At 73.5% G+C, this 13,006-nt stretch carries 10 protein-coding genes; 6 read left to right on the forward strand and 4 right to left on the reverse strand.

What is annotated here, in order from left to right; genetic code table 11:
• Nucleotides 1-43 precede the first annotated feature (43 nt).
• The gene (gene ddaH, locus QRN89_RS09600) at nt 44-910 is read left to right on the forward strand and encodes a dimethylargininase (protein WP_356948617.1); all 867 of its coding nucleotides are present in this window, start codon (nt 44-46) and stop codon (nt 908-910) included.
• A gap of 221 nt (nt 911-1,131) precedes the next feature.
• On the opposite strand, the gene QRN89_RS09605 is transcribed toward ddaH, so the two are convergent.
• Entirely contained in the window at nt 1,132-2,121 is a 990-nt protein-coding gene (locus tag QRN89_RS09605; protein ID WP_290348931.1) for a small ribosomal subunit Rsm22 family protein, read from the reverse strand.
• A 139-nt stretch (nt 2,122-2,260) separates the two neighbouring features.
• Here QRN89_RS09605 and QRN89_RS09610 point away from each other — a divergent pair, with 139 nt between their 5' ends.
• The gene (locus QRN89_RS09610) at nt 2,261-3,598 is read left to right on the forward strand and encodes a hypothetical protein (RefSeq protein ID WP_290348932.1); all 1,338 of its coding nucleotides are present in this window, start codon (nt 2,261-2,263) and stop codon (nt 3,596-3,598) included.
• 137 nt (nt 3,599-3,735) lie between these two features.
• On the opposite strand, the gene QRN89_RS09615 is transcribed toward QRN89_RS09610, so the two are convergent.
• Together QRN89_RS09615 and QRN89_RS09625 are read right to left on the reverse strand one after the other, a co-directional pair.
• Nucleotides 3,736-5,163: a multidrug effflux MFS transporter gene (locus QRN89_RS09615; protein WP_290348933.1), complete on the reverse strand. Its 1,428-nt coding sequence runs from the start codon at nt 5,161-5,163 to the stop codon at nt 3,736-3,738.
• Nucleotides 5,164-5,536: 373 nt separating this feature from the next.
• On the reverse strand, nt 5,537-7,168 hold the full coding sequence (locus QRN89_RS09625) for an alkaline phosphatase D family protein (RefSeq protein WP_290348934.1): 1,632 nt from the start codon (nt 7,166-7,168) through the stop codon (nt 5,537-5,539).
• 134 nt (nt 7,169-7,302) lie between these two features.
• Here QRN89_RS09625 and QRN89_RS09630 point away from each other — a divergent pair, with 134 nt between their 5' ends.
• Nucleotides 7,303-8,058 (forward strand): SDR family oxidoreductase, encoded by a 756-nt coding sequence (locus QRN89_RS09630; RefSeq protein WP_290348935.1) that lies wholly within the window; start codon nt 7,303-7,305, stop codon nt 8,056-8,058.
• Between the two features lie 469 nt (nt 8,059-8,527).
• Nucleotides 8,528-9,382 carry a PhzF family phenazine biosynthesis protein gene (locus QRN89_RS09635; protein WP_290348936.1) on the forward strand — a complete coding sequence of 285 codons (855 nt, stop codon included), beginning with the start codon at nt 8,528-8,530 and terminating at the stop codon, nt 9,380-9,382.
• A 112-nt stretch (nt 9,383-9,494) separates the two neighbouring features.
• Here the strand turns inward: QRN89_RS09635 and QRN89_RS09640 are convergent, their stop codons facing one another.
• Nucleotides 9,495-9,818, reverse strand: a complete 324-nt coding sequence (locus tag QRN89_RS09640) for a nuclear transport factor 2 family protein (RefSeq protein WP_290348937.1) — start codon at nt 9,816-9,818, stop codon at nt 9,495-9,497.
• A 390-nt stretch (nt 9,819-10,208) separates the two neighbouring features.
• Between QRN89_RS09640 and QRN89_RS09645 the strand changes: the two genes are divergently transcribed.
• Together QRN89_RS09645 and QRN89_RS09650 are read left to right on the forward strand one after the other, a co-directional pair.
• The gene (locus QRN89_RS09645) at nt 10,209-10,673 is read left to right on the forward strand and encodes a hypothetical protein (RefSeq protein ID WP_290348938.1); all 465 of its coding nucleotides are present in this window, start codon (nt 10,209-10,211) and stop codon (nt 10,671-10,673) included.
• A 330-nt stretch (nt 10,674-11,003) separates the two neighbouring features.
• Nucleotides 11,004-12,863 carry a glycoside hydrolase family 15 protein gene (locus tag QRN89_RS09650; RefSeq protein WP_290348939.1) on the forward strand — a complete coding sequence of 620 codons (1,860 nt, stop codon included), beginning with the start codon at nt 11,004-11,006 and terminating at the stop codon, nt 12,861-12,863.
• Nucleotides 12,864-13,006 lie beyond the last annotated feature (143 nt).

Below are 13,006 nucleotides of genomic sequence, written 5' to 3' on the forward strand. Positions count from 1 at the left end.
CCACCCGATCGGATCACTGCGCGAACGCGCGACAGGCCGCACCATGGCCTCATCACGCACAACCGTGCGCCCCGTCGTCCGTGAGGAGCCCGCATTGCCTCGTGACGCCAGATCCCGCCGCTACCTCATGTGCCCACCCACGCACTTCGAGGTGACGTACTCCATCAACCCCTGGATGGATCCCGGGAAGCCCGTCGACCTGTCGCTGGCGATGACCCAGTGGGAGGTCCTGCGCGACCGGTACCGCGCGCTCGGCCACACCGTCGAACTGCTGGAGCCTCGTGAGGACCTGCCGGACATGGTCTTCGCCGCGAACGGCGCCACCGTCGTCGACGGCCGGGTGCTCGGCGCCCGCTTCGCCTTCCCCGAGCGGACGGCGGAGGCGGACGCCCACCTCGAGTGGTTCCGCGCCCACGGCTTCACCGAGATCCACGAGCCTGCCCACATCAACGAGGGCGAGGGCGACTTCGCGGTGACCTCGTCGTTTCTGCTGGCGGGCAGGGGCTTCCGGTCGAGCCCGCTGTCGCACGACGAGGCGCAGGAGTTCTTCGGGCGGCCGGTGATCGGGCTCGAACTGGTGGACCCGCGCTACTACCACCTGGACACCGCGCTCTCGGTCCTCGACGACGAGGCGGACGAGATCATGTACTACCCCGGCGCCTTCTCCCCCGGCAGCCGGGCGGTCCTCGCCCGGCTCTTCCCCGACGCCCTGATCGCCCGCGAGGCGGACGCGGCGGCCTTCGGCCTCAACGCGGTCAGCGACGGCCGCCACGTCCTGCTGCCGCAGGCAGCCCTGGGCCTCTTCGAGCCCCTGCGGGCCCGGGGCTTCGAGCCGATCGGGATGGACACGGGTGAACTCCTGAAGGGCGGCGGCAGTGTGAAGTGCTGCACCCAGGAGCTGCGCGCCTGACCCGAGGGCGGGGGCGGTCCGCCGCCCCCACCTGCCCCGGCGGCGCCTGCCCCGGCGGAACGTCCGTGGCGGGTGTCCGAGGGGGCCTCCGGCGCGGGTGTTCCGCGGCGGGGCCTCCTGGGCGGTATCCGGCCGGCGCCCTCGGCGTCCGCACCAGGCGCGACGCCACGCGTGAAATGTCACGCGTCACGCGTCACGCGTCACACGGCACACGGCACGCGTCACGCGTCGTCGGCCTCCGGCGGTGGCCAGGCCGCACCCCAGGGCGTGTCACGGGCCGCGCGGTAGAGGGAGCCGTGGCGTTTGGTGACCGTGTCGCGGTGGAGGCTGCCGTCGGCCGCGCACAGGTCCAGCAGGACCTGCCCCTTGCGGATCTGGGGCTTGCGCGTCACACGGGACGGCGCCGGGGTCGCGGGAACCCGGGTGGCGGCGACGTAGCCGAACTTCTCGTCCTCGTAGGGCAGTGACCCGCCCTTCACGCGGCGGTGGAGCGACGACCGGCTCACCCGCGCCGCGAAATGGCACCAGTCCGTGCCCGGCACGATCGGGCACTGCCCGCTGTGCGGACACGGCGCCGCCACCCGCATCCCCGCCTCCACCAGGAGGTCGCGGGCCGCGATGATCCGCTCGTAACCGTCCGGGGTGCCCGGCTCCACGACCAGGACCGTCTGCCCCGCCGTCGCTGCCTGGCGCACGACCGCCTCCCGGGTGGCCCCGTCGAGCTCCTTCAGCACGTACGAGACCGTGATCAGGTCGGCCGGTTCCAGCCCCATCGACGCGCCGATCCGCGCCCGCCGCCAGCGGGCGCCCCGCAGCGCCGGCGAATCGGCCGACTCCGCCAACTCGCGGCCGAGCTCCAGCGCGGGCTCCGCCCAGTCCAGGACCGTGGTCCGGTGCTCCCCCTCCGGCCAGGCCTCCGCGACCGCCCAGCTCGCGGCGCCCGTGCCGCCGCCGATGTCGGTGTGCGTCGCGGGCGTCCACCCGGGGGCGGCCGCCCGGAACGCGTCGAGCGCGGACCGTACCGCCTCGAACGTCGCGGGCATCCGGTACGCGGCGTACGCGGCCACGTCCGCGCGGTCGCGCAGCACCGGTGCGTCGGTCGGCGTGTCCCCCCGGTAGCTGGCGATCAGGCGCTCCACCGCCTGCGCGGCGCGGCCCTGCGGCAGGCCGTCGAGCAGGCCGGCGAGGGCGTCGGGGAGGGTCGTGTTCACCGGGGAATTCTAGGCATGCCTCCGCTCCCCGGCCCGTGCGGAACCGGGACGGAACGAGGACACGACCGAACTACTTTGCGTACACGCCCAGTTGCTAATCTGACGGCCGTTGTACGACGCAACGCTCATCGGGGGGACCATGGGACAGAGGATCGTGCGCATGGCCCTGGTGGCCGGCGTCGCCGTACTGGCCATGATCCTTCTGCTCGCCACCTGCGGTGGCGGGGGCGGGCACGACGACGACCGCGGCGACAGGCCGAAGCAGCCGGCGAAGCGCGCCTCCGGCCCGGCCACCAGGCTCACCGTCCCCGCCGCCTACGACACCGCCAGGGGCTGGGAGATCCCCGACGCCTCGCCCGACCACGCCCTCGCGACCCGGTCCGGGCTCGTCGCCTATCTGGAACGGGTGGGGGACGACCGTTTCCGGCTGCGCACGCTCTACACCGGCATCGGACGCCCCGGCTGGTCGGGTGAGCCCTTCTCCCCGCTCGCCGGCGCGGAGAACTTCCCGCGGCTGCTCTCCGTCACCAAGGACGACCGGCAGTTCTTCGTGGTCTGGTCGTACGGGAAGACCGGCCGCGGCTCCCTCGCCCCGTCCGGCCCCTTCGTCTCCCTCGACGTCTACGACGCGGTCGACGGCTCGCGGCAGCGGGTCGAGGTGCCGTGGACCGGAGCGCCCACGGTCTCCGGGACCGGGCCCGGCATCGTCATCGGCGACGGCGGCGCCCACAGCGCGGTCGTCGACCCCGACAGCGGCAAGGTGTCCGTGGTCCCGCCCAAGGACCTGCGCCCTCCCCGGGGCTGTGCCACCTGCCGGCAGCTCACCGCGGTCCAGGGGCTGACGACGAAGGGCCTGCTGGTGCGCGGAGCCCGGGAGTTCTGGGTGCGCGACGGCTGGTTCAGCCGCAACGTGGCGCCGCGCGGCGCGGACCGGGCGAACGGGGTGCCGGTGTCCCTGGCCTCCGGGCGGCTGCTCGTGCGCTGGCAGAAGGCGAAGGGCACCAAGGCGGCCACCACCCGTGACCTGTGGGCGGTGCACGACGCCGCGTCCGGCAAGCCGCTCGTCACGGTCGAGTGCCACAAGCCGGCGATCGAGCCGGGGGCGTACCCGCAGGCCGTGCTCTCCCCCGGTCTGCGCTATCTCGTCGCCGGGAACCTCGCCTTCGACCTGGAGCAGCGCACCGGCCGCTGCTTCGAGGAGCCGGACGGCACCCGTCCGCTGACACTGGCGACGGTCACGGACGCCGGCCTCGCCTACGGGGCGACCGACGCCCGCGGCCCGGCCGAGGCACTGGCCGGCGGAGGGGCGCCGCACGTCGTGGACCTGGCGACGGGCGTGCCCGAGCCGCTTCCCCCCAGCGTCCGGCTGCCCGCCGCCGAGGCCTCGGGCGTCGGCGTCTTCCGCTGGACGGACACCCGGGACCGGCTGCATCTGATCGGCTACGTCCGCGAGGACCGCCCAGCCCCGGCCCCCTGACTCCGCGGAGCGCCACCGGGGTACGGACGGCCGGGGCCGGGCAGGCGCCGGCAGGGCCGGGGGCGTACGGGCCGGGCGCGTCCACGGTCCCGCGCCCACGTGCCCGTTCCTGCGACCCCGCTGCTCCGAGCCCGCTGCTACGAGGGACAGCCGGTCTCGTCCGGGCCGTCGGCCGACGCCCGTACGACCGTGTCCTGGGCCGGCCGTGCACGCCACGGCCGGCACAGCCCCAGGAAGCAGCCCAGCGCACCCATCGCGCACACCAGCTGGACGACGGCCATCGGCACCGCGGTCGCCTCGCCGGCGATCCCGACGAGCGGGGAGGCGATCGACCCGACGAGGAAGGAGGACGTGCCGAGCAGCGCCGACGCGGACCCGGCGGCGTGCGGGGCACGCATCAGGGCCTGGGCGTTCGTGTTCGGCAGGGTGACGCCCATCGCCGACATGAGGACGAAGAGCCCGGCGGCCACGGGAAGCAGTCCGGTCCCGCCGAAGACACCGGCCGTGACGAGCAGCAGCGCGAGCGCCGCCAGCGCGATCACGGCGAGACCGAACCCCAGGGTCTTGTCCGGGCTGACCCGGCCCGCCAGCAGCTTGCCGTTGATCTGACCCACCGCGACCAGGCCGATGGAGTTGAGGGCGAAGAGCAGGCCGAACGTCTGCGGCGAGGCGCCGTACAGGGACTGCACCACGAACGGCGAGGCGGAGATGTAGGCGAAGAGCGCGGCGAAGGCGAGACCGCCCGCCAGCGTGTAGCCGGTGAAGACCCGGTCGGCGAGCAGGGCGCGCATGGTGCGCAGGGCATGGCCGACACCGCCGCTGTGGCGTCGCTCCGGCGGCAGCGTCTCGTGCAGCCACTTCGCCACCACGAGGGTGAGCAGCACTCCGATGACGGTGAGGACGTGGAAGACACCGCGCCAGTCGGTGATCCGGAGGATCTGCGCGCCGATGAGGGGCGCCACGATCGGGGCCACTCCGGAGATCAGCATCAGGGTGGAGAAGAAGCGGGCCATCTCCACGCCGTCGTAGAGGTCGCGCACCACGGCCCGGGCGATGACGATGCCCGCGGCACCCGCCAGGCCCTGGAGCAGCCGGAAGGCGATCAGCATCTCGGCGCCGGTCGCGAAGGCGCAGGCCGCGGTGGCCGCCACGTACACCGCCATGCCCGCCAGCAGCGGACGGCGGCGGCCCCACCGGTCGCTCATCGGGCCGACGACGAGCTGTCCCAGGGCCATTCCGGCCAGACAGGCGGTGAGGGTGAGCTGGACGGTCGCGGCGGGCGCGTGGAGATCGCCGGTGACCTCCGGGAGGGCCGGGAGGTACATGTCCATGGAGAGCGGCGGGAGCGCGGTGAGGCCGCCGAGCACCAGGGTGACGAGCAGACCCGCCCGGCGCGCGGCCGTGACGGCGGCGGGTGGCACGACCCGGGCCGAGGACGTGGCCGGGGGCGGGGGCGGAAACGGGGCAGAGGCCGGGGCGGAGGGCGGAGACGGGGCCGGGGCCGGAACCTGCCCGGAAGCGGAGGGGGATATGTGCTCTGGGATGGTCGGGCCGCTCTCCGGCATCAACAGCTCCTGTTCTGTTCGTCGCCCCTATGCTCTCAGCTCGTCCTGGCAACGACCGGTACTCGTTCCGTCCCGAGGCCGCCGAGGTGATGCGGTGCCTGCGGGCCGGGGAGACCGAGTCCCCGCTCGTGCCGCTGGACGGCACGCTCGCGGTGATGCGGACGCTCGACGCGGTGCGCGACCGGATCGGCGTCCCTACCCGCAGGAAGCCGGGTACCCGGAGGGAGTCGGGTACCCGGAGGGAGTCGGGCCCCTCCCGGATCAGGGGCGCGGCCCCCTGCCCGATCAGGGGCGCGGCCCCGTCCCGGCCGGCGGCCCCGTCCCGGCCGGGGGACGCGGGCCCGTCCCCCCGCAGGACGAGGCCGCCACCCGGTCACACCTGCTCGAGGCCCGGGTTGCCCGCCTCGGTGGCGAAGGACGCGGCGGTGGTGACCGGCGCGCCCGGGGTCGTGACCGCGGAGACCGTACGGAAGTCGGCGCGGGCCCGCTCGGTGGTGAGCGTGACCGTCACATAGCCGCGGCGGCCGTTGTAGAACTTCATGTGCGGATTGGCCTGTGTGAGGTTGTCCCAGTTGGCGGGCCTCTCCGCGCCGTCCTTGCCGCTGCTGACGGACGTGGCGACGATCTCCGTGCCTACGGTCCGCGAGGACGGGTCGTCGAAGTCCTTCTTCAGGTCGAACGCGTAACCGACGTGGACGTCGCCGGTGAGGACGACGAGGTTGTCGATGCCGGCGGCCTCGGCGCCGTCGAGGACCCGCTTGCGGGAGGCCGGGTAGCCGTCCCAGGAGTCCATCGAGAGCTTGAAGTCGGGTGTGGGGACGTTGCGCCGCCGGGCGAACGTGACCTGCTGCGGCACGACGTTCCACAGGGCGTCCGAGGCCCGCCAGCCGTCGAGCAGCCAGCGCTCCTGGGTCTCGCCCGTCATGGTGCGCGCCGGGTCCTCGGACTCGGGCCCCGGGGTCTGCCAGCCGTCGCCGTACGCCTGGTCGGAGCGGTACTGACGGGTGTCGAGGACGTCGAACTGGGCGAGCCGGCCGAACCGCAGCCGGCGGTAGAGCCGCATGTCCGGGCCGGCCGGCCGCTGCGGCATGCGCAGCGGCTGGTTCTCCCAGTAGGCGCGGTACGCGGCGGCGCGGCGCAGCAGGAACTCCTCCGGCGGGACGTCGTTCTCGGGCGTCTCCCCCGCGTAGTTGTTCTCGGTCTCGTGGTCGTCCCAGGTGACGACGAAGGGATGCGCGGCGTGCGCGGCGGCGAGGTCCGGGTCGCTGCGGTAGAGCGCGTAACGGAGCCGGTAGTCCTCCAGGGTGACGGTCTCGCGGTTGAAGTGGGCGGGCAGGCGCCGGTCGGTGTAGTTGCGGGCGCCGCCGACGGCGTTGACTGCGTACTCGTAGAGGTAGTCGCCGAGGTGGAACACGGCGTCGAGGTCCTCGTCGGCGAGGTGCCGGTACGCGGTGAAGTACCCGTCGTGGTAGGCCTGGCAGGAGACGGCGGCGAGCTTCAGCTCGGAGATCCGGGCACCGGCGCGGGGCGCGGTGCGGGTGCGTCCGACGGGGCTGATCCAGCGGCCCGCGCGGAAGCGGTAGTGGTACACGCGGTCGGGGTCGAGCCCGGTGACGTCGACGTGGACGCTGTGGTCGAACTCGGGGTGGGCGGTGACCTGTCCGCGTCTCGCCACGCGGGTGAAGCGGGCGTCGTGCGCGATCTCCCAGCCGACCCGGACGCGGGCGCCGGGCAGTCCGCCGCCGGGCTCGTACGGGCGCGGCGCGAGCCGGGTCCACAGCAGTACGGAGCCGGGCAGCGGGTCCCCGGACGCCACGCCGAGGGTGAACGGGTCCTCGGCGAGTTTCCCGGCGTCGAGTTCGGCGGCGGCCGCCGTGCCGGCCGCGGGCAGGTTCGCGGCGAAAGCGAGCGCGGCGGCCGCTCCGGTGGCGGTCAGGAAGCGGCGTCTGCCCATGTGCCGTGCGATGGCCCGGAGTTCGTCCGAGTGGCGTTGTGCGGTCGTCATCTGGCCCTCCCCTTGCGGACGTTGTCACTCCGCATTTGAGCCGGGCCCGGCGTCGCCGGATTGTCCGGTACACAACATCCGCGTGTCGGACGGATGAGAACCGTGGAGGCGGGTCTGCCGTACGCTGCGGCGCCATGAGCGCAGAACGGAGAAGTGCGGTGGTCACGGGCGCCGGCTCGGGCATCGGACGCAGCGTCGCGCTGGCGTTCGCGGGCGCCGGCTGGTCGCTGGCGCTGGCGGGCCGGCGGGCGGACGCGCTGGAGGAGACGGCTTCACTGGCGGGCGGGGCGGACGTCCTCTGCGTCCCGACGGACATCACGTCCCCGGACGCCGTCACGGCGCTGTTCGCGGCGGCGCGCGAGCGGTTCGGGCGGGTGGACCTGCTGTTCAACAACGCGGGCACCTTCGGTCCCGGCGGGGTGCACCTCGAGGATCTCCCCCACGAAGCGTGGCGCCATGTCGTGGACGTCAATCTGACGGGGTCGTTCCTGTGCGCCCAGGCCGCGTTCCGGGTGATGAAGGACCAGGATCCCCAGGGCGGCCGCATCATCAACAACGGCTCCATCTCCGCACACGCGCCGCGTCCGCACTCGGTGGCGTACACGGCGACGAAGCACGCCGTGACCGGCCTCACCAAGTCCCTGTCCCTGGACGGCCGCCCCTACCGCATCGCCTGCGGCCAGATCGACATCGGCAACGCGGCCACGGAGATGACGGCCCGTATGGAGACGGGCGCCCTGCAGGCCGACGGCCGCACCGCCCCCGAACCGGTCATGAACGTGGACGACGTGGCCAGGACGGTGCTCCACATGGCGGAGCTGCCCCTGGAGGCCAACGTGCAGTTCGCGACGGTGATGTCCACGACGATGCCGTACATCGGCCGGGGCTGACGGGGGTCCGCACCGGGCCCACCCGTTGCGAAGGCCCCGCCGGCGCGGCTGCATCCGACACGTCGGCACGTCGCCGGGGCCGCGGCACCCGAGCCACCCGACGGCCTGCGGCCCGCGTGGCGGGCCCTCCCCGGGGCCCGGGCGGGCCCCCTGGGCGATCCGTCATCCTCAGGAGCCACTCCCCCGGCCGGGCCGTCCCCCCGGGCGGGCCGGGCAGGGCGCACCGACCCCAGGCGACACGCGAGACGCCGACCCGGGCACCAACCCTCGGAGCCGGACTCCCGCACACCGACCCGCGGGAGCACACGAGGAGCTTCACACTGCGGGAAGGGCCCGCACGGGCCGGCCAAGGCACGAGCCCTCGGCGGCGGACGCCCCCGCACCGCCCGCGGAAGCGCGAGAAGCGCGAGAAGCGCGAGAAGCCTCACACGGCGGGAACAGCGCGCACGGGCGCGGTGTTGGGTGCGGCATGAGCACCGACGCGCGCCCCGACGTCCTCCGGTACACGGCGTTCTCCACCGACCCCGCCGGCGGCAACCCCGCGGGCATCGTCCTCGACGCCTCCGCCCTCACCGACGCCGACATGCTCGCCGTCGCCGCCGAGCTGGGGTACTCCGAGTCCGCGTTCCTCCTCCCACGGGGCGAGCGGGCCTTCGCCGTCCGCTACTTCAGCCCCAAGGCCGAGGTCCCGTTCTGCGGGCACGCGACCGTCGCCGCCGCCATCGCGCTCGCGGAGCGCATCGGGCCCGGAGAGCTGGAGTTCGCGACGCGCGCCGGGACCGTCCCGGTGGAGGTCGCCGAGCGGGACGGCACGCTCCGGGCCACGCTCACCAGCGTCGAGCCGAGCGTCGCGGGGATCGCGGACGACGACCTCGCCGAGGCGCTCGCCGCGCTCGACTGGACCGGCGCCGGGGACCTGGATCCGGCCTTCCCTCCCCGTGTCGCCTTCGCCGGCGCCCGGCACCTCGTCCTCGCCGCCGCGACCCGCGAGCGTCTGGCGGACCTCGCGTACGACGTCGACCGCCTCGAGGCCCTGATGCTCCGGCTGGACCTCACCACGGTCCAGCTGGTGTGGCGGGAGTCGGCGACCGTGTTCCACGTGCGCGACCCGTTCCCGGTCGGCGGAGTCGTGGAGGACCCGGCCACGGGCGCGGCGGCCGCCGCCTTCGGTGCGTACGCCCGCGAGCTGGGTCTGGTGCCCGAGGACGCGGTGCTCACCCTGCACCAGGGCGAGGACCTCGGGCGGCCGGGCGAGCTGACCGTGACGCTGCACCCGGGCGACCCCAGGGTGCGGGTGAGCGGCGCGGGCACCCGCATCGGCTGAACCGCCACGACGCCGAGCCAAACGGGACCGGCCGCACCCCCTCCTCCTACTGCCGAGGCCCGCCCGGCCTCGCTCCTCCCCGCCGGCCGGTGTCGGTGCGAGCCTCCCGGCCTCACGCCTGGCCGGTGTCGAAGCGCGCGATCCTCCCGTCCTCGACGCTGAACCGCCACGCCGTCCGCATCTCGCCCCACGCGTCGTTGCGGTAGCGGACCACGAGCGATCGCCCACCGTCGGCCTCCGACTCGACGTCCATGTGGCCGCGCGTCGCGAAGATCTCCCGGTCGGACCAGTCGGCGAGGTCCCGGTCCGAGCCGTCGTCGGACATGGTGGCGCCCGGGGCCAGTGCGGCGTCGAAGGCGGTGCGGTCACCCGCGTTGACCGCCTCGACGAAGGCGCGCACGGCGGGGTCGCTCAGCTGATCGGGGCGGACGGTCATGGGGGACTCCTCCAGGCGTACGGCGAGGGACGGTCGGGACGGGCCGCGCGGAGCCGACCGGTCTCGGCCGGGACCACCGTGCCCGCCCCACCCGTACACCTCGGGGTGTCCCGCGCCCCGGACCTTGCGCCACTCGCGGCGCGTCTCCCCCACCGTCACCTCGCTGAGGGCGTCCCGACCGCTGCCGCCGCGCCCGTCCCGGGACGGCCGGAATTGAGCGACACATGTCAACAATCTCCGTCGGCGTCCTTGCTTTCTCCGCAGGTTCCTGCCCCAATGACAACCGTCTCTGACTGCCCATCAGCCCCTGCCCCGGGGCCGGTCCCCACGCAGGCAGCGGCGGTCGGCGACGCCATCCCGTGACCCCCACACACGAAGGCGGGACCCCCGATGAAGCACCGCACCCTCGGCACAGGCATGGCCTTGCTCACCGCGACGGCCGTCGGCGCGCTCGCCCTGGCGCCCGCGGCCATGGCGGTCGAACCCACGACGGCGACCCTGTCGTTCGACTGCGGTTCGTTCGGCTCCGGCGAGGCGTCCCTCACGGCCACCCAGGACGGCACCGCGGCCACGATCACCCTGTCCACCTCGGCCATCACCTCACCCTTCCCCCTCTCCGCCAACTCCGTCCGCTCGACCCTCACGCTGACGAAGAACGGCTCCGGCACGACGACGTTCACCGGCAACGCCAACCCGGCGATCCCGGCCGGCGGCGCGGTCTCCACCGGACCGCTGACCGGCACGGTCGCCTCGGGCGACAGCCTCGAGGCGACATCCCTCACGGTCGTGGTCTTCGGCATCACGGCGACCTGCCACGCCACGTCCCCGCAGAACCCCGGCCCGTTCGTCTTCTGAAGCACGGGCCGGGGCCCGTTCGCCTTCTGACGCACGCACCTCGTCTCTTCTGACGCACGCACCGACAGGCCGCGCCCGCGGCCGACCCGAAGCGCGGTGTCACCGCCACTCCACCGACGGTGACACCGTCCGGGACGGGGCTCACCGGAGAGCCCCCTCCCGCCCCGCCGAGCCCGGCCCACCTCGCCCTCCCCGCCCGGCTCCGCCCTGCCCTCCACCCCCGTGATCTCCCGCTCCCGCAGCTCTCCCGGCGCCCGCCCCCGCCGCTCGACCTAGTATGAAATGCGAGGTGCGGGGGCATTTGCCGGAAGGCAGAGGGAGGACCGACCCGTGGCTGCTGAGGTTCCGACGTACGAGGTCACTGGTGGAGCGGGCGCTCCCGGCGGCGCCGGCACCCCCCGCTATCTGCCCATCTCCGAACACGGGCTGATCGGCGACCTGCGCAGCGCCGCCCTCGTCGGGACGAACGGCACCATCGACTGGTACTGCTGCGGCCGCTTCGACGCGCCCAGCGTCTTCGCGTCGATCCTCGACGCCGAGAAGGGCGGCTCCTTCGAGCTGGCGCCGGACGTGCCGGCCCGGACGAAGCAGTTCTACTTCCCCGACACCAACGTGCTCATCACGCGCTTCTTCGCGGAGGACGGCGTCGGCGAGATCCAGGACTTCATGCCCATCGCCGACGACTCCCGCGAGGCCGACCGGCACCGGCTGATCCGGCGGGTGTTGTGCGTCCGCGGCTCCCTCCCCTTCCGGGCCCTCGTCGCACCGCGCTTCGACTACGGATCCCAGCCGCACAGCGTCCGCATGGAGGGCGACTACCCGGTCTTCGCGTCACCCGCGCTGAGCCTCTCGCTGACCTCCAGCGTGCCGGTCGAGACCGACGGCCGCGACGTGTGGTCGCTGTTCAAGCTGCACGAGGGGGAGACCGCCGTCTTCGCGCTCGACCGGCTGGGCAGCGGCGCGTTCCCTCAGGCGTGCCCCACCACCACGGCCGAGGAGGCGTTCCAGGCGACGGTGCGCTACTGGCGGCGGTGGCTCTCCAAGTCGCGCTACCGCGGGCGCTGGCGCGAGATGGTGCACCGCTCCGCCCTGACGCTCAAGCTGCTCACCTACGCCCCCACCGGCGCGATCGTGGCAGCACCCACGACGAGCCTGCCCGAGCAGATCGGCGGGGAGCGCAACTGGGACTACCGCTACGTCTGGATCCGCGACGCCGCCTTCTGCGTCTACGCCATGCTCCGGCTGGGCTTCACGGACGAGGCCCAGGCATTCATGCGGTTCCTGACGGAGAACGTCTGCATCTCGTACGGCGACGAAGGCCCCTTGCAGATCATGTACGGAGTCGACGGCCGCCGTGAGCTGCCGGAACGCGAACTGCCGCATCTGGAGGGCTATCTGGGCTCTTCCCCCGTCCGTGTCGGCAACGACGCGGTGGACCAGTTGCAACTCGACATCTACGGCGCGCTCATCGACTCGATCTACCTCTACGACAAGTGGGGCGAGCCGATCTCCAGCGAGCAGTGGGACCACGTCTGCCGCATCGTCGAGTGGGTCTGCGAGAACTGGGACCAGCCCGACGAGGGGATATGGGAGACCCGTGGCGGACGCAAGAACTTCCTGTACTCCCGGCTGATGTGCTGGGTGGCGATCGAGCGCGCCATGCGCATCGCGCGGCGCCGCGGACTGCCCGCCGACATGGTGCGCTGGGGCGGCGTGCGCGACGCGATCTACCGGCGGATCATGAGTCGCGGCTGGTCGGCCGAGCGCAACGCCTTCGTGCAGCACGAGGACGACAGCGTCCTCGACGCCGCCCTGCTGATGATGCCGCTGGCCAAGTTCATCTCCCCGACCGACCCGAAGTGGCTCCTGACCCTCGACGCGCTCGGCGACGAACTGGTCTCGGACTCCCTGGTCTACCGCTACGACCCGCAGGCCAGCCCGGACGGGATGCGCGGCGAGGAGGGCACGTTCTCGATCTGCTCGTTCTGGTACGTCGAGGCCCTGGCCCGCGCCGGCCGCCCGGACGAGGCGAGGCTGGCGTTCGAGAAGATGCTCACGTACGCCAACCATCTCGGCCTGTACGCGGAGGAGATCGGGCACACGGGCGAGCAGAACGGCAACTTCCCGCAGGCGTTCACCCATCTGTCCCTGATCAGCGCGGCCTTCATCCTGGACCGCGCGCTGGGCTGACCACCCGAGTGGGGCACCGCCGGGGAGGCCGGTGCCCGTCGCTGCTCAGGGGCACACATCGAGTCCACATGGTCGGAGGCGGGGCTGACCAGATCACGGTCACTCTTCGCGAACGCGGTCTCCGGCGCCCCACTCCCCTTGCC

Origin of the sequence: Streptomyces sp. HUAS CB01, from assembly GCF_030406905.1 — a bacterium.
In the GTDB taxonomy this organism is placed as follows: Bacteria; Actinomycetota; Actinomycetes; order Streptomycetales; family Streptomycetaceae; genus Streptomyces; species Streptomyces chengbuensis.